This is a genomic window from Streptomyces sp. TRM68367 (genome assembly GCF_014495685.1).
GTDB lineage: Bacteria > Actinomycetota > Actinomycetes > Streptomycetales > Streptomycetaceae > Streptomyces.
This window is the reverse complement of record NZ_JACTVI010000021.1, coordinates 23,283-38,883: the sequence shown is the minus strand read 5'-3', so window position 1 is coordinate 38,883 and position 15,601 is coordinate 23,283. Positions and strand designations below refer to the sequence as shown.

Below are 15,601 nucleotides of genomic sequence, written 5' to 3'. Positions count from 1 at the left end.
TGAGTCAGCGTGAACGGAGCCACGGGCGCCGGGTCGACCGGTACCTCCACGGGTACGGAGGCGGACGGCGGCGGCCGTGGCTCCGCCGCGCATGCGAGCGATCCGCACACGACCAACCTGAAGGCGGTCACGTCGCCCGCAAAGGACTCCGCGAAGGAATCCGAGAGGGACTCGCCCTCGTATGACACGCATGGATCCCAAGGGGGAACTGTGACGGACACCCGAGGCCCGCAGACCCAGCAGCAAGCAGCTGGAGCGGGTCCGTCCGCGCCGGGCGCCCAGCCGCCCGCGCAGAGCGCCGCACCCGACCAGGCGGCGTCTCCACTGCCCGGCGAACGGGGGCCGCAGCAGCCCGCAGCGCCGTACCACCCGCCGCAGGCCTATCCGGCCCAGCCGCAGCCTCAGCCGCAGGCCCAGCCGCGTGCTTCCCGTGCCATGCGCCGCCCGCGCACCGGTGCGAGCACCACGCCGCGGGTGCGCAAGGCGCGGCTGCGTGTGGCGAAGGCCGATCCGTGGTCGGTGATGAAGGTCAGCTTCCTGCTGTCGATCGCGCTGGGCATCTGCACGATCGTTGCGGCGGCCGTGCTGTGGATGGTCATGGACGCCATGGGTGTGTTCTCCACCGTCGGCGGCACGATCTCCGAGGCGACGGGCTCCAACGAGTCGAACGGTTTCGACCTGCAGTCGTTCCTGTCGCTGCCGAACGTCCTGCTGTTCACGACGATCATCGCGGTCATCGACGTCGTCCTGGCCACCGCCCTCGCCACGCTCGGCGCGTTCATCTACAACCTGTCCGCGGGCTTCGTGGGCGGCGTGGAGCTGACGCTGGCTGAGGACGAGTGAGTTGCCTGACGGTCCCGTGACAATCGATTTTGGGACTGCCCCCGTCGTGCGCTAATCTTCAGGAGTCAGCGCGCGGGACACATACCGCAGAGCGCGGCGGGGCTATAGCTCAGTTGGTTAGAGCGCATCCCTGATAAGGATGAGGCCACAGGTTCAAATCCTGTTAGCCCCACAGACGAAGATTCAGAGAACGGGCGTTTCCTTCAAGGGAAGCGCCCGTTCGGCGTTGTGGGCTCGGCATGCGGTGCGGTGAGGTTCAGCCCGGGGGCGATGTTTCACGTGAAACACCGCCCCCGGGTTCGTGCTGCACCGGTCCCTCCCCTCGTGGGGACCGGTACAGAACGGCGGGGCGGCGTCGATCCATGCCGGAGCGGCGCAAGCTCATGTCTGACAGCTCATGCGACGCGAACGTCGCCGTCTCGTAATTCCGGCGGAAACTGACCGCGGACCTGCGGCATCGTGAGGTATCTCTCCGAGCGCTGAGCTGGTGGTCGGGCAGGCGGAGCGCGGTGAAGGCGCTACCGCTTCAGGATCCTGCCAGCTGGTGTTCACATCGAGGAGGCCGCCGTGTCCGGACCACGGCGTTACCGCAGGTCAGCCCTATAGGGTGAGTTTTCCGGTCCGGATGCCCAGGTCGAGGGAAGTGAGAGGTGGAGGCCTTGAGTTCCGACTCAGGGGCACGCACGGCCCTCGCGGAGCGTCTCGCGCTGCTGTACAAGGAGGCCGGCAACCCGCCCCTGAAGCGCGTGTCCGAGGCGGTCGCCCGGTTGCAGCGGGTCGATGAACGGGGTCGGCCCGTACGGGTCTCGGTTCAGCGGATCAGCGACTGGCGGCGGGCGAGAAACGTGCCGGCGCAGTTCGCCGCCCTCGCGGCGGTACTGCACGTCCTGGTCCCCGAGGCGCGGCGCCTGCGGCCGGTGCCGGTGACCGCCGGCCTGTACGACCTGGCCCAGTGGCAGCGCCTGTGGGAGCGCGCGGTGGCCGATCCCGCCGACCCCGGGGCATCCCCGGAAGAACAGGCTCCCGTCGACGCCCCGGCGGTCCCCGGCGGCGTCTGCCCCTACCGCGGCCTGGCCTCGTACCGGCAGGAGGACGCCCGGTGGTTCTTCGGCCGGGAGCGGAGCACCCAGGTCCTCCTCGCCCAGCTGCACGCGGTCGAGGAGACGGGCGGCCTGGTCATGCTCGTGGGCGCCTCGGGCGCCGGCAAGTCCTCCCTGCTGAACGCCGGCCTGGTCCCTGCGCTGCGGGAGCGGGAAGTCGTCCAGCTCGTGCCGGGAGTCGACCCTCTCAAGGAGCTGACCGGCTGTATCCACGAACTCGCGGACGCCCTCTCGGCGGAGGCGCCCGGCACGAGTGAGTTCGGGGCAGCGGTCCGGGAGGCCGTTGCCGCGTGGGCGCGTCGCCTGGGGACCGCCGATGCCTGTCCGGTCGTCATCGTGGACCAGTTCGAGGAGGCGTTCACGCTCTGCGCGGACGAGGCGGACCGGCGTACGTTCGTCGAGATCCTCCACGCCGCGGCCTCGCCGGCCGGCCCGGACGAGCCCGCGCCCGTACTCGTGGTCCTCGGCATACGCGCCGACTTCTACGAACGCTGCCTCGGATACCCCGAACTGGCCGACGCGTTGCAGCACCGGCACATGGTGCTCGGGCCGCTGACCACCACGGAGCTGCGGGAGGCGGTGACAAACCCGGCCAAGGCCGTCGGGCTGGAACTCGAACCGGGGCTGGCGGAGCTGATCGTCCGGGAGGTGAGCAGCGACGGCCCGCGCGGGGCGCACGACGCCGGGGTGCTGCCGCTGCTCTCCCATGCCCTGCTCGCCACCTGGCAGCGGCGGAAGTCGGGACGGCTGACAGCGGCCGGCTACCGCGCCGCTGGCGGCATCCAGGGAGCCGTCGCGGCGACCGCCGAGCGGGCCTGGGCGGAGCTGGACCCGGCCGCCCGTACGGCAGCCCGGCTGCTTCTGCTCCGGCTGGTCCGGATGGGCGAGGACACCCAGGCCACCCGACGGCGCGGGACGTGGCGCCAGCTGGCCAAGGAGTCGGCGGACCCCGGCAAGACGCAGGAGTCCCTCGAGGCGCTGGTGCGCGCCCGGCTGGTGACCCTCGACGCGGACACCGTGGAGATCACCCACGAGGCGTTGCTGCACGCCTGGCCGCGGCTGCGCGACTGGATCGAGGAGGACCGGGGAGGCAACCTGCTGCGCCAGCGGCTGGAGGAGGACAGCAGGGCCTGGGATGCCTCGCACCGCGACACGTCCCTGCTGTACCGGGGGTCCCGGCTGGAGCAGGCGCACGGCTGGGCGCGGTCCGCCGGGGACGCCGCGCTGACCCGGACCGCGGTGGAGTTCCTCGCCGCGTCCGTGAAGCTGCGCAGGCGCACGGTGTGGATCGGCCGCGCCGCGGTGTCGGCCGTGGTCGTGCTGGCGATGCTGGCCGTCGGCGCGGCGGTGATCGCCTGGCAGCAGCGCAACGACGCGGTGTTCGAGCAGGTGGTCGCCGAGGCCGACCGCGTCCAGTACACGGACCCGTCGCTGTCCGCCCAGATCGACCTGGTGGCCCACCGCCTGCGGCCGGACGACCAGGGCACGAACAGCAGGCTGATCTCGATCGTCAACGCGCCGCTGGCCACCCCGCTGCGTGGCCACACCGGCGCCGTCTACCTCACCTCGTTCAGCCCGGACGGCCGCACCCTGGCCACGGCCAGCTACGACCGGACCGTCCGCCTGTGGGACGTCCGCGACCGCAGTCAGCCCAAGCTGCTCGGCAAGCCTCTCACCGGCCACAGGAGCTGGGTGAGCAGCGCCGTCTTCAGCCCCGACGGCCACACCCTCGCCACCGCCGGCGACGACGGCACGGTCCGGCTGTGGGACGTGACGGACCCTGGCCGCCCGACCCCGCTCGGCGCGCCGCTGACCCGGCACAAGGGCACGATCTACCTGGTCGCCTTCAGCCCGGACGGCCGCACCCTGGCGTCCGCCGGCGAGGACCGGACCGTACGCCTGTGGGACGTGGCCGACCCGGGCCGGCCCGAGGCGCTCGGCGCGCTGACCGGCCACGCCGCCGCCGTGCGCTCCGTGGCGTTCAGCCCCGACGGGCGGACGTTGGCGTCGGGCGGCGACGACGACACGGTCCGGCTGTGGGACGTGGCCGATCCGCGCCGCCCCGAGCCGCTCGGCAGGCCGCTGACCGGCCACACGGACCTCGTGCACTCCGTGGCCTTCAGCCCCGACGGCCGCACGTTGGCCAGCGGCAGCTCGGACAACACCGTCCGGCTGTGGCGCGTGACCGACCCGCGCCGTGCCACCCGCCTCGGCACACCCCTCACCGGCCACACCGGTCCCATCTGGTCCGTCGCGTTCAGCCCCGCCGGCAGCACGCTCGCCGCCGCCAGCGCGGACAGCACGGCCAGCCTGTGGAACGTCAGCGATCCGGCGTACCCCTCGCAGGTCGGCGAGCCGCTCGCGGGCAGCAGCGGCGAGATGTACGCCCTGGGCTTCAGCCCCGGCGGCCGCACCCTCGCCACCGGCAGCGGGGACAGCAAGGTCCGCCTGTGGTCGATCCCGACGTCGGACATGATCGGCCACAGCGGGGCGTTCCGCCCGGACGGGCGGGTCCTCGCCACGGCCGCGCGCGACGGCCGGGTCCGGCTGTGGAACGTGACCAAGCCCGGCCGGCCCGTGCTGCTGGGCGATCCGTTCATGTCCGGGGACGGCGGTCAGCGCGCGATGGTGTTCTCCCCCGACGGCCACACCCTCGCCGTGCTGACCGGGAACCGGTCGGTGTACCTGTGGAACGTCACCGACCCGGCCCGCCCGGTCTCCCACGGGCCGCCGATCGAGCTGCGGACCCGGTTCATGGGCCCCGACGCGCTGGCGCTCAGCCCCGACGGCCGCACGCTGGCCACCGCCTACGACGACCGCACCCTTCAGCTGTGGAACGTGGCCGACCCGTCCCGTCCCCTTCCGCTCGGCGGGCCGCTCACCGGGCACAGGGGCTACGTCAACGCCCTCGTCTTCAGCCCGGACGGCCACACGCTCGCCAGCGGCAGCGCGGACAGCACCATCCGGCTGTGGAACGTGACCGACCCGTCCCGCGTCGAGCCGCTGGGCGACCCGCTCACCGGGCACGCCGGCCCCGTCAACACGCTCGCCTACAGCCCGGACGGCCGCACGCTGGCCAGCGGCAGTGACGACGACACCGTACGGCTGTGGAACGTCACCGATCCCGGCGAGGCGACCGGCCTCGGCTCGCCCCTGACCGGTCACACCGAGGCGGTCGCGTCGCTGACGTTCAGCCGGACCGGCCACACCCTGGCGAGCGGCGGGAACGACAACACGGTCCGGCTGTGGAACGTCACCGATCCCGGCGAGGCGACTCCCATTGGCCAGGCGATGAGCCCCAACGCCAAGACGGGCACGTTCCTGGCGTTCAGCCCCAAGAGCGGCATGCTCGGCGTCTCCACCGGCACCGACACCGTCCGGCTGTGGAACCTCGACGTCGACCGGGCCATTCGCCACATCTGTGCGACCACGCGGGGCGTACTGACGCCGGAGAAGTGGCACGAGTATCTGCCGCGCCTGTCGTACGAGCCTCCGTGCAAGGAGTGAGGAGGCCGGAGCGGGTCGGTCGGGCAGGTCGGCCGGTCGGGTGATTCGGCTCACAACTTCCTGATGTGGCTGAGTAGTTGGCTTCGGGGTACAAGCAGCCTTGTTACTGTGGGCCGCAGCCCGATCGCTGGTGCATCCCCCGTCGCCAGCGATCGGGCGTTTTCGTGTCTGGATATCTGACGGGCCGTCAGCTACGGTCGGCCTGCCGTGCCGCTTTCCGATGCTTCCGAAGGGTGAGTGCAGTGCAGACACGTCCCCGGAGCCCGCAGCCGCCGGGCGATCCGCGCTGGGTCGCGATGTTCTACCAGTCGTCCTCGGCCTCCTGGCGGGTGGGCGCGCAGGCACCCCACCGCGCTCCCGTGCTCTATGCCGTGGGTGAGATGGCCCAGGCCCTCCGGGCGCGCGGGGACGAGGTGACCGTCGACCTGTGGGGGCCCGACAACGGCGCATGGCAGCGGGTCGAGGCGTCCGCCGCCGCCACGGAGGCTACTGTGCCTACGGCTCAGCAGGCGCCCAGCGGTGCCAGGGAACCGAGCAAGCTCGCCGAGCGCATGCACGACCGGCGGCACCAGGTGCTGATGGCAGGGCTGAGCAAGGCCGGGCTCTACGACCTCACGCCCGACGACGAGACGGCCGTGCGGACCCTCGTCGACACCCTCGACGAGACCACTGTGCGCAGGGTGGCGCACTGGCTCTCCGCCGCCGGCAGCGCCTGACCGTGCGCTCGCCCACCCCCGTACGCTCGGTTCAGCGGGCCGTCGGCAGGGCAGTCACGATCGTGTACGTGTCGTGACGGTCTCTCGGCAAGTGGGGGTGCGCATGAAGATCTCGGTGAACCGCGACCTGTGCTACGGCTCCGGCGACTGCGTCTACCGCGTTCCGTCCGTATTCACCGCGGCGGACGGCTTCGGTGCCGTCATTCCGGGGCGGGAGAACGCCGGGGACGACCCGGAGGTACGGGAGGCCGCCGAGAGGTGCCCGTCCCAGGCCATCACGATCGGCGAGTAGCACCGCACCCGCGTCGGTCTGCGGCCCCGTCAGCCGAGCGGCCGGGTCGCTGTCAGCCGGCGGCCGGATGGCGCCAGCCGATGGCGGACATTGCCCGGGCCCTGGCCTCCACGACGGCCATACGCGCGGCCCGTTCCGCGGGATCGACGTGCGAGGCCTGCCCGGTCACCTGCCCGTCCCACTTCCGGTACAGCAGCCCCACCTCCTCGGTGAACCACCCCCGGCTCACCGCGTTCAGCGCGAGCAGCAGCCCGGTGTCCTCGGACGCGGGCAGCGCCATCCACCCGCCGAGGGCGACCAGCAGTTCCCGCCGGACGCACAGTGTCGCCGGATGGACCTGGGCGCGGAAGTCGTTCGCCGCCCAGAAGTCGAGTACGGCGCCGCGCTCGATCGGGCCGTCGTCCGGGTCGCCCGGGAAGCCGGCCGTCGTCCCGTCGGGCAGCAGGTCCAGGGCGCGGGAGGTCGCCCACCCGAGCGCGGGGTCGGCTTCGAGGGCCGCCAGATCGCGGTGCAGGGCGCCCGGCGGGAGCTGGTCGTCGGCGTCCAGGACCTTGACGTACGCGCCGTCGGCGTGGGCCAGGGCGATCGTGCGGGCGACACCGGGGCCGCCGGGGCGCCCCTGCCGGAAGACCACCCGCACGTCATCGGGAATGTACGGGCGGACGAGGTCCGTCTCCCCGTCCTCCTGGATCACCCAGCGCCACTCCCAGCCGTCGGGCAGAACCTGCTCGCACAGCGACTTGTACGCCTCCGGCAGGAAGCGGGCCGACGGCGCGTGAACGGCCGTGACGACGGTGACGCGCCGGCTCACGGCAGCACTCACCACCTTTCCAGGAACGCGGTGAACAGCAGCTCCGTGCGGTCGCCGGGCAGCGTGATCTCGGTAAGGTCCACGACGCAGTCGTGGATGTCGTACGACGTCTTGCGGAGCAGGAGCACCGACGTGTCCGCCGGCAACTCCAGTTGCCGCGCCTCCGCAGGCGTCGGCGGGCGGGCGGTGACCCGCTCCTCGATGCGGTCCACCTCGATGCCGACAGTGCGGAGCTGGTTCTGCGTGCCGCCCGGCCACGGCTCCTTCGAGTCGTCCAGGAGGTCGGGGTTGGCCGCGATCATGTCGCGGACGAGATAGGACGTGATGAGGCTGAACGGCGCCGTCTCGGCCGCACAGCGCGTCCGGAAGGTGCGTTCGAGGAGCACGGTGCCCACGGGGACGCTGAACGCGTCCGCCACTGCCTTGGGGGCCCTGACCTCGCGGTACTTCGCGTGGAAGACGAGATCCCGGGTCTCAACGCCGGTGTCGTGCTCCGTGGCTCCGGTCGCGGCACGCTCGGCCGACGGCCGGCGGGCGCGGTCCTTCTCCCACTGGTGCCGCCGGTTGTCACGGACGGCGCGTGTGCGGGGAGGGCCCAGATCGTCTGTGATCGCCTCGTACGCCTTGGGCACTGGTGCTCACCGATCCGTTGTCGGGCCCTCTCAGGGCTGCGTTCTCCGCCGGACAACCCCAGCCCAGCCTAGTCCGGCCATGCGAGCCCTGTCCGTCGGAGCCGATCCGTCCACACCCCGACGGGCGAGCACGCGGTGATACGGCCCGTACGCCGACGCTAGTACGCCGGGTTACTCCCGCCGTCAGACGCCCTCGCCGCTGCCGCCCGGCACGGTGTTTCACGTGAAACTAAGCCGACCCGCACGCCGGGCTTCCCTTGTCGTCCATGTAGTCGCCTCCGCCGGCTGGCTCGGGCTCACGCTCGGGCTGCTCGCGCTCGGGATCACCGCCGCCACCACCGGTTCCGCGGTGACCGTGGAGGCCTCCGTCCGAGCCATGAAGCTGTTCGCCGACTGGCTCCTGCTCCCCGTTGCGCTTCTGACGCTCCTGAGTGGCCTGGTGCTGTCCCTGGGCACCCCATGGGGGCTGGCCCGGCACCGTTGGGTCTACACGAAGTTCTGGCTGACCCTGGGCACGACCACCGCCACGGTCTTCGCCCTGCGCCCCGGGGTGAACGACGCGGTCGCCGCCCTCGCCGCGGACGGGCCGCTGCCCGACCCCGGTGATGTGCTGATGGGACCGATCGTCTCGCTGTCCGTCTATGTCTTCACGACGGTGATCTCGATCCTCAAGCCCTGGGGGCTGACGCGGCGCGGCCGGCGCCTGCGCGCGTCGTCGTCGGCCCGCAAGGCGGCGGTGCCCGCCGAGCGCGTCCGCCAGACGGTCTGACATACGTGACCGCACGGCCCGCCACTGACCCACGAGTCCAGCCAGCACGAAGGCCCAGACACGCGAAGGCCCAGACACGCGAAGGCCCAGACACGCGAAGGCCCAGACACGCGAAGGCCCTGACACGCGAAGGCCCGGCAGCTCCCATGAGCCGCCGGGCCTTCGCCGTGCGGGTGGTGCGGTACGCAAGCTCGCCGTGACGGTCGTGACCGTTGTGAAGTCGGGACGACCGGGCCTGTCAGCGCTGGAGGGGGACGAGGGGGGCGCGGGGCTCTGTCGGGGGCGTGCCGGGGCTGACGCAGGGGGTGAGGGCCGGTTCGGCCGCTGTCGCGTCCGTGAGGGGCCGGTGACGGCAGCTGGGGGACGAGCCATGGGCCTCGGCGCGGATGCGCTGCTTCATCGTGGGGGGCAGCGCCCTGGCAAGGGACCAGGACCAGCGGGACTTCGCCGGAATCCGCACGGGCTGCATGGCGTCGGCGCTGCCGCTGTTGCTGTTGCGTGCCGTCTCGGTCTGCGGTAGGGCCGCCGCGGCGTTCGTGGTGACGAATCCGAGCGCCGTGCACAGCGCAAGGAAGGCGGTGACGATGGCGGTCCACAGCTTCATGACCTTGTTCCGGGCCATGGCCCCTCACTTTCGGGTTGGGCGATTTGCGTACTTTCCTCATGATGTGTATGAGGGCCGCGAAGTGGTGGACCGACGCCCGTGGTGCGTCGATGTTCAGATGAACACCACCCGGATGGCCGCAAGAGGGTCGAAAAAGAGGGGAGACGGGAGGAGAGTGGACAAAGTAACCGTCCGTGGGGGTGTGATCACCCTCCGATCGGAGCGGCTCCCTCCGCTTCGATTGCGCTGTCCGGGAGGGGAGTTGAGTGACCGACTCAGGTCACCGATCGATATCGATCGGTGTGTATAGTCGGGCGCCAGAGGTCCCCTACGTCAAGGAAAGACGAGGTCGCGCGGTGAAGAAGCTTCTCCTGGTCGCACTGGCCGCCATCGGCGGGCTCCTCGTGTACCGCCAGATCCAGGCGGATCGCGCCGAGCAGGATCTGTGGACGGAGGCGACTGACTCCGTGCCCACGGGTTCGTGAGTCCCGACATCCGAGTGTGAACAGACCCCGGCCGTTCTCGCGGTCGGGGTTTTGTGTGCGCACACACCGGCGCTCGTGGGCATTTGCGGGGATTGGACGGATGACGCGCGCCTCGGCGGGGCAGGATGGGCGACGGTCCCACAGTCCGGCGATGACGAGGGGTGGCGCGTGAGCGTACGGCGACGGCGTGCGGCGTGGTGGCGCGCGGTGGCGTGGCGCGGTCGTGCGTCGGCGGCCGTGCGCCTGGCCGTCGCGGCGTCGGTGATGGGGACGACGGCCGCCCTGCCGGGCCAGACAGCCCTGGCAGCCACGTCCGATGCCTCCGGCGATTACGCCTTCGCCCGGGACGCCCGGCGCATCGAGGGGGCCAGGACCACCGGCGATGCCCTACGACTGCGGCCCGGCGCGACCTACCGCAGCTCCCTCCCGGGCACCGGCGAGGCCTACTACCGCCTCGAACTCGACGCCTCCTCCACCGCGTACGTCTCCGCCACTGCCGTGCCCGCCCCCGGTACCGAGGTCTCGGCCCTCGACGGGATCAAGGTGTCCCTCCAGGACGCCGACGACCGCACCTGCTCCATCGACACCGAGACCTTCGGCTCCAGCCGCAGCCCGCATCCCGTCGCGGCCTGGGCCAGGCGCGAGATCTCCCGCCCCGCAGCCCCCTGCCAGGCCGCCGGCACGTACTACGTCGTCGTCGAGCACGCTGGTACGCGGGACGCCTCGCCCGGCGCCTGGGATCTGGAGCTCGCCGCCGTGACCGAGCCACGACCGGCCCGGGTCGGTGCGACGGAGGCGCCCGAGGAATGGGACTCCGCCTCGCCCCAGCCGCTCGCCGGCGACCCCGAACGGCGCCCGGGCGGCGCCGGCTTCACCAGGGCGGCCACGCTCGGTCAGGGAGTCTGGCGCGACGACATCGAGCCAGGCCGCACACACTTCTACAAGGTGCCGGTCGACTGGGGACAGCAGCTCTACGTCACCGCCGAAGTGGGCAGCACCGCCGGCGCCACCGGCGCCCGCCGCGACTACGTTCCCGGGGCCCTCGGCCTGGCGCTCTACAACCCGGTGCGCGGACACGTCGACGACCTGCGCCTCGGCTACGACGGCCGCCAGAAGTCGACGGCCCTGAGCCCTCTGCCGCCCGTCGAGTACGACAACCGCTACTCCGTCCGTGGCCAGGTCAGCGCGATGCGGTTCGCCGGCTCCTACTACCTCGTGGCCCATGTGTCCGACGAGGTGGCCGACAGCATCGGCGACGGACCGCTCGCGCTGACCCTGCGCGTGCGGGTACGCGGCACGGCGCAGGCCGGCCCCGGATACGCGGGGGAGTCCGTGCCGCAGCGCCTCTTCGAGGCCCCCGTAGGAGCCCGGAAACCGGCCGCAGCGGGCGGGGTCGTAAACGGGCCCGCGGGCGGCGGCAGCGCGATGGTGGCGGTCGCCGTGGGCGGGATCGGCGCCGGGACCGTGCTGCTCGCGGGGCTGGGCGTGTGGACCGCGGTGGCGCGGCGCAGGGCCGCGACTGCTCGCTGACACCACGAAACAACGGGCCCGGGACCTCAGGCCGACGGGGCCTCAGATCTGCGTCCAGGCCCAGAAACCCACGGCGTAACAGGCCAGCGCGAGCAGCAACAGCGGGACCGCCACCTTGGCCGGCGGGCCGGGGCGACGGCGGCGCCGACTCCGGCGGGGCTGCGACCGCGGCGCCGCGAGGGACGGCGAAACCGCTCCCGCGGAAGGTGGAACCTGCGGGTCCTGAGCGGTGTAAGAAGCCGTAGAGGACGCTGTCGAGGCGTCAGCGTGCTGGTAGGGCGTCGGCGTCGGGGCCTGCGCGGGATGCGGCTGCGGAGAGGGTGTCTGCGGATGGTACGGCTTGGGGGACAGCACATGGGTGGAGTCGTAGGGCGAGACCAGCGCCGGCTGCTGCGGGATGCTCTGCGGCGTCTGTGCCTGAGACTGTGCGTGGTGCGGTGCCCGAGCCTGTGCGTATGGCTGGGCCGGTGTCCGAGCTCCTCGCGTCCGGCCCTGCCTCTCCTCCCGCGGCGCTTGTGGAACCGGCGGCGGGGTGGCGGGCTCACCGGTCCGGGGAGGCGGCAGGTGGAAGCTGCCGGTGTCCGACATGCTGACCGGCGGCGCCGGAACGGGAGACGCCTCCACCCGCCCGCCGCCCTGACGGGGATCGGCCGTATGCGTCGTGCTCGTCGTACCCGTCCTCTCGGCCGGTACGACACCTGCACCGGATCCGGACGGCACGTCTGACCCGCCCGGCGGCGACGGCTCACCGCGCCCGTCCGGCGGCCCCACCGCCTCCGACCCGGAAGCCTCAGCCGCCCCCGCAGCGCCGGCGGACGTCTCCGTCCTCGGCTCCAGCCCCGGTGCCCGTTTCAGCGGACCATCGGGGGCGAATCCCGATGGGAGCGGCCCGAGTTGGTCGAAGATCTCGATCAGCTCGTCGTCGGGCCCCGGCTCCGGGAGGAGCTCGGCGGCCGCGGCGAGCGCCTTGCGCGCCCCCGTGGCGGTACGGAAGCGGGCCTGTGGATCCGGCTGCAGCAGCGTGGCCACGACCTGCCACAGCGGCTCGGGAATCCCCTGCGGCGCATTCGGCGTCCCGTGCGCCGCGAAGTACTGGATGAGCGCCTTGGCGTCCGGCTTGGCGCCCTCCAGCAGATACAGGGCCACCAGCCCCACGGCGAACAGATCGGCCGGGAAGTCCGGCTCGGCGCCCATCATCTGCTCGGGCGCCAGATAACCGGGCGTCCCCACCACGAGGTTGGTCTCCGTCAGGCGCGGCTCGCCCAGCCGCATCGCGATACCGAAGTCGGACAGCCGCAGCCGCGGCCGGCCCGTACCGGTGGCCTCCAGCAGCACGTTGGCCGGCTTGATATCGCGGTGCACGACACCTTCCGCATGAACCGCGGCCAGCCCGGCCAGCAACTGGTCGAGCAGCGTGCACACGAAGGCCGGCGGCAGGGGACCGTAGTCCCCGACCACATGGGCCAGCGAACCCCCGGCGATCAGGTCCATGGTGAAAAGGACCTTGTCGTCGTCGGCGGCCCAGCTGGCGGGCGCGAGCACATGGGGATGGTCGATCCGTAAGGCCTGCTCCCGCACGAACCGCAACAGCGAGTGCGCATCGCTCTGCTGCAACACCTTGGCGGCCACATAGCGGCGCCGACGATGGTCCCAGGCGCGCCAGACGGCGCCGACCCCACCGCGTCCGATCGGGTCGACAAGTTCATACCGACCGGCGAAGACCTCACCCATGGCTGTGCGTCGCTCCTCCCCCTGCGCTCTCCCCCTTGCTTCCCCCTCGACGAGCGATACGACTCCCCTCCCGCCCCCCAACACCACCCCGGCGGGTGACACGCCCCCTCGTGTCACCCCCGGCCCCGGACCGGCTGTCGAACCCCCTTCGGCAGCCGACCGCCGGATCAGCTCTGGTGGGACTGGTAGTGCGCCACCGCGTCGGAGGTGCGGCCGGCGCCGTACACCCGGAGGAACTCTGCCAGCTCCGGGTGCGTCGGGGCGAGAGTGTCCGCGGCCTCGATGATGTCGCCCGCCGCCGCCACCGAACGCAGCAGCGACTGGATCTCACGCACCACCCGCTTGACCGTGGGCGCCCCCGAACTGCTCGTCGTCTGCGTGGTGTTGTTGAGCACCGAACCCCCCTGCGACTTCTTGATCTCCTCCATCCGCTCGGTCGCCTCGGCGGCACTCACACTGCCGTCGGCGACCTGAGCCGCGAGGTCCTGCAGCAACTGCACTCGCTGGACCACAGCGGGGTTGCCGATCTTCGCCCGCTGGCCGCTCATCAACTGCGACAACATCGGAGCGGACAGTCCCAGTACCCCCGCGAGACGAGCCTGGTTGAGACCAAGATCGTCGATAAGCCTACGGAAGAGCGCCCCCAACGGCTCCCCGTACCAGTTCCGCTGCAGTTCCCGCGCTCTTGCGGTGGCTTCCTGCTGTGCGGCGTCCATTGCGTCTCCCCATCGCTTCCCCAAGAACTGCGGTTCGCTGTCGCGAACCACGCGGAGCATCTTACGGAGAGTGGTTGGTCACGGGGACCCCCAATCCTTTTGCGAGAACCCGGGGGAGACCCGGTACTCTGGTCTGCGGCGCCCGCCGGAACGTGGTCTTTCCGGACGGACGTTCCTCTTCCGGGGCCTTAGCTCAGTTGGTAGAGCGCTGTCTTTGCATGGCAGATGTCAGGGGTTCGACTCCCCTAGGCTCCACAGAGGAAGACCCCTCTGACCTGCGGAAGCGCGGTTGGAGGGGTCTTTTTGTGCCGATTTCCCGTGCTGAGGTGTCAGCACAGTGGTGCTGACAAACGTATGTGGGGCCCGTGGTGCGGGTGGCAGCGCGGCTGTGGAGGAAGGTCTCGGGCGTGGCCCGGTGGCCGGCATCGGACCGTGAGCCACGGCACGAGCCCGCCGCTCGGTGCACCGCGCCGCCGTTGCCCGCATCCGTCCGGGCATGACGGACACTGGTGAGAGAGGGAGGTGCGACGGTGCTGCTGGTAGTCCGTGAACGGCTGGGCCAGGCCTTGTTCCGCCGTGTCGCCGGCCCCGACGGACCGGCGGTGCGTGCCCGCATCCACCACATGCCCGGCCCGCGCTGGTTCGGACCGGACCGCCCGATCCGCACCGTTCACGCTGACGCCTCGATGTTCATCGGAGGGCTGAGCGCACTGCTGCTGCAGTCCCTGCATCCGCTCGCGATGGCGGCGGTGGCTGGGCACTCCGGTTACCGAGGCGACCCGTGGGGCCGGCTCCAGCGCACCAGCACCTTCCTCGCCGTGACGACCTACGGCACCGCCGCGGACGCCCAGCGGGCCGTCGACCACGTCCGCGGCATCCATGAACGGATCCGCGGCACTACGGCCGGGGGCGTCCCGTACCACGCGGCCGATCCGCACCTGCTCGGCTGGGTGCACGCCGCCGAAACCCACAGCTTCCTGCGCGCCCACGAACGCTACGGAGCCCGCCCGCTGGACGCCGCAGACTATGACGCCTACGTCGCCGACACCGCGCGCGTCGCCGAGGCGCTGGGGGCCATCGACCCACCACGCGACCGCCGCGAACTGTCCGAGCGGCTGACCGCCTACCGCCCGGAACTGCGGGCCACACCTGAGGCCCGCTCTGCCGCCCGCTTCCTGTTGTTCCAGCCTCCCCTGCCTCTCGTGGTAAGGCCCTTCTACGGCGTCCTGGCCGCGAACGCCGTCGCGCTGCTCCCGCCCTGGGCCCGCGGCATGCTGTGGCTGCCCCGGGTGCCGGTCGTCGAGGACCTCGCCGTACGCCCCACCGGCCAGGTCCTGACCCGGACCATCCGCTGGGCCATGAACCCACCGCGCCAGCCTCGTCCGACGTGAGCCCCCGGCGTCCCATGGCGCCGATGGGCCTGAAGGCGGCTTCGAGCCGGCACAGCTTTCCCAGGCGCGAGGTGCGCCAGTCGCGGGCAGTCGGCCATCAGGCGGTATCAGAGGGACGTGGACGGCCCAGGGCGAGCAGGGCGGTGTCGTCGTCGAGCCCGTGGGCAGGCGGCCGGCGGTATCGGCGCCGCGGCGTGAGCTCGGTCCGACGGCGCCGTTGGCCGGCCTGCAGGGGCCTTGGGGGCGACGTGGAGTCGCTGCAGACCACCGACGTCCGCCGGATGCCGGAGTGGATCGTGTGAGTGGGCGGGCAATGTGGCACCGATCTTCCATGCGCATCGTCACCGGGACGACCGGGAACGTCAGGTCCGCCGTCGTGCGACGTCTGCGTGCCGAGGGCACGCACGACCGTGTCAGCCCGGCCCGGCGGCTGCACGTCCCGGGGGCGGTCTGGTGATGCCCGTGGCGTCCAGC

The 15,601-nt window shown here is 71.9% G+C and carries 14 protein-coding genes and 2 tRNA genes; 11 read left to right on the top strand and 5 right to left on the bottom strand.

Features of this window, described 5'->3' with window-relative positions; translation table 11 throughout:
• The first annotated feature begins 9 nt into the window (after positions 1-9).
• The 5 genes from H8R17_RS16435 (at position 10) to H8R17_RS16415 (ending at position 6,458) form a co-directional block, all read left to right on the top strand.
• A complete protein-coding gene (locus H8R17_RS16435) occupies positions 10-843 on the top strand; it encodes a DUF3566 domain-containing protein (RefSeq protein ID WP_187823939.1) in 834 nt (277 codons plus the stop codon).
• A gap of 98 nt (positions 844-941) precedes the next feature.
• Positions 942-1,015: transfer RNA gene (locus tag H8R17_RS16430), tRNA-Ile, on the top strand.
• 478 nt (positions 1,016-1,493) lie between these two features.
• On the top strand, positions 1,494-5,450 hold the full coding sequence (locus H8R17_RS16425) for an AAA family ATPase (protein ID WP_187823938.1): 3,957 nt from the start codon (positions 1,494-1,496) through the stop codon (positions 5,448-5,450).
• Between the two features lie 242 nt (positions 5,451-5,692).
• Positions 5,693-6,166 (top strand): hypothetical protein, encoded by a 474-nt coding sequence (locus H8R17_RS16420; protein ID WP_223125147.1) that lies wholly within the window; start codon positions 5,693-5,695, stop codon positions 6,164-6,166.
• A gap of 103 nt (positions 6,167-6,269) precedes the next feature.
• Positions 6,270-6,458 carry a ferredoxin gene (locus H8R17_RS16415; protein ID WP_187823936.1) on the top strand — a complete coding sequence of 63 codons (189 nt, stop codon included), beginning with the start codon at positions 6,270-6,272 and terminating at the stop codon, positions 6,456-6,458.
• A gap of 52 nt (positions 6,459-6,510) precedes the next feature.
• On the opposite strand, the gene H8R17_RS16410 is transcribed toward H8R17_RS16415, so the two are convergent.
• Positions 6,511-7,269 carry a glycosyltransferase gene (locus H8R17_RS16410; RefSeq protein ID WP_187823935.1) on the bottom strand — a complete coding sequence of 253 codons (759 nt, stop codon included), beginning with the start codon at positions 7,267-7,269 and terminating at the stop codon, positions 6,511-6,513.
• An 8-nt stretch (positions 7,270-7,277) separates the two neighbouring features.
• A complete protein-coding gene (locus H8R17_RS16405; RefSeq protein WP_187823934.1) occupies positions 7,278-7,901 on the bottom strand; it encodes a UTRA domain-containing protein in 624 nt (207 codons plus the stop codon).
• A gap of 223 nt (positions 7,902-8,124) precedes the next feature.
• On the opposite strand from H8R17_RS16405, the gene H8R17_RS16400 reads away from it, so the two are divergent.
• Positions 8,125-8,670 (top strand): DUF2269 family protein, encoded by a 546-nt coding sequence (locus H8R17_RS16400; RefSeq protein ID WP_187823933.1) that lies wholly within the window; start codon positions 8,125-8,127, stop codon positions 8,668-8,670.
• Between the two features lie 238 nt (positions 8,671-8,908).
• Here the strand turns inward: H8R17_RS16400 and H8R17_RS16395 are convergent, their stop codons facing one another.
• Positions 8,909-9,292, bottom strand: coding sequence for a DUF6344 domain-containing protein (locus H8R17_RS16395; RefSeq protein WP_187823932.1), 384 nt, complete (start codon positions 9,290-9,292; stop codon positions 8,909-8,911).
• 338 nt (positions 9,293-9,630) lie between these two features.
• On the opposite strand from H8R17_RS16395, the gene H8R17_RS45700 reads away from it, so the two are divergent.
• Positions 9,631-9,759, top strand: a complete 129-nt coding sequence (locus H8R17_RS45700; protein WP_003999697.1) for a DLW-39 family protein — start codon at positions 9,631-9,633, stop codon at positions 9,757-9,759.
• 168 nt (positions 9,760-9,927) lie between these two features.
• Positions 9,928-11,289: a hypothetical protein gene (locus H8R17_RS16385; protein ID WP_399476804.1), complete on the top strand. Its 1,362-nt coding sequence runs from the start codon at positions 9,928-9,930 to the stop codon at positions 11,287-11,289.
• Positions 11,290-11,331: 42 nt separating this feature from the next.
• Here H8R17_RS16385 and H8R17_RS16380 read toward each other — a convergent pair whose 3' ends face one another.
• The gene (locus H8R17_RS16380) at positions 11,332-13,020 is read right to left on the bottom strand and encodes a serine/threonine-protein kinase (protein ID WP_187823930.1); all 1,689 of its coding nucleotides are present in this window, start codon (positions 13,018-13,020) and stop codon (positions 11,332-11,334) included.
• Positions 13,021-13,187: 167 nt separating this feature from the next.
• On the bottom strand, positions 13,188-13,736 hold the full coding sequence (locus H8R17_RS16375) for a DNA-binding protein (RefSeq protein ID WP_187823929.1): 549 nt from the start codon (positions 13,734-13,736) through the stop codon (positions 13,188-13,190).
• Positions 13,737-13,918: 182 nt separating this feature from the next.
• Here H8R17_RS16375 and H8R17_RS16370 point away from each other — a divergent pair.
• The 3 genes from H8R17_RS16370 to H8R17_RS46760 all read left to right on the top strand — a co-directional run bounded on the left by H8R17_RS16370 (position 13,919) and on the right by H8R17_RS46760 (position 15,584).
• Positions 13,919-13,991 (top strand) — tRNA-Ala (locus tag H8R17_RS16370).
• Positions 13,992-14,266: 275 nt separating this feature from the next.
• A complete protein-coding gene (locus H8R17_RS16365) occupies positions 14,267-15,127 on the top strand; it encodes an oxygenase MpaB family protein (RefSeq protein ID WP_187823928.1) in 861 nt (286 codons plus the stop codon).
• 331 nt (positions 15,128-15,458) lie between these two features.
• On the top strand, positions 15,459-15,584 hold the full coding sequence (locus H8R17_RS46760) for a hypothetical protein (RefSeq protein WP_262505288.1): 126 nt from the start codon (positions 15,459-15,461) through the stop codon (positions 15,582-15,584).
• The last annotated feature ends 17 nt before the right edge of the window (positions 15,585-15,601 follow it).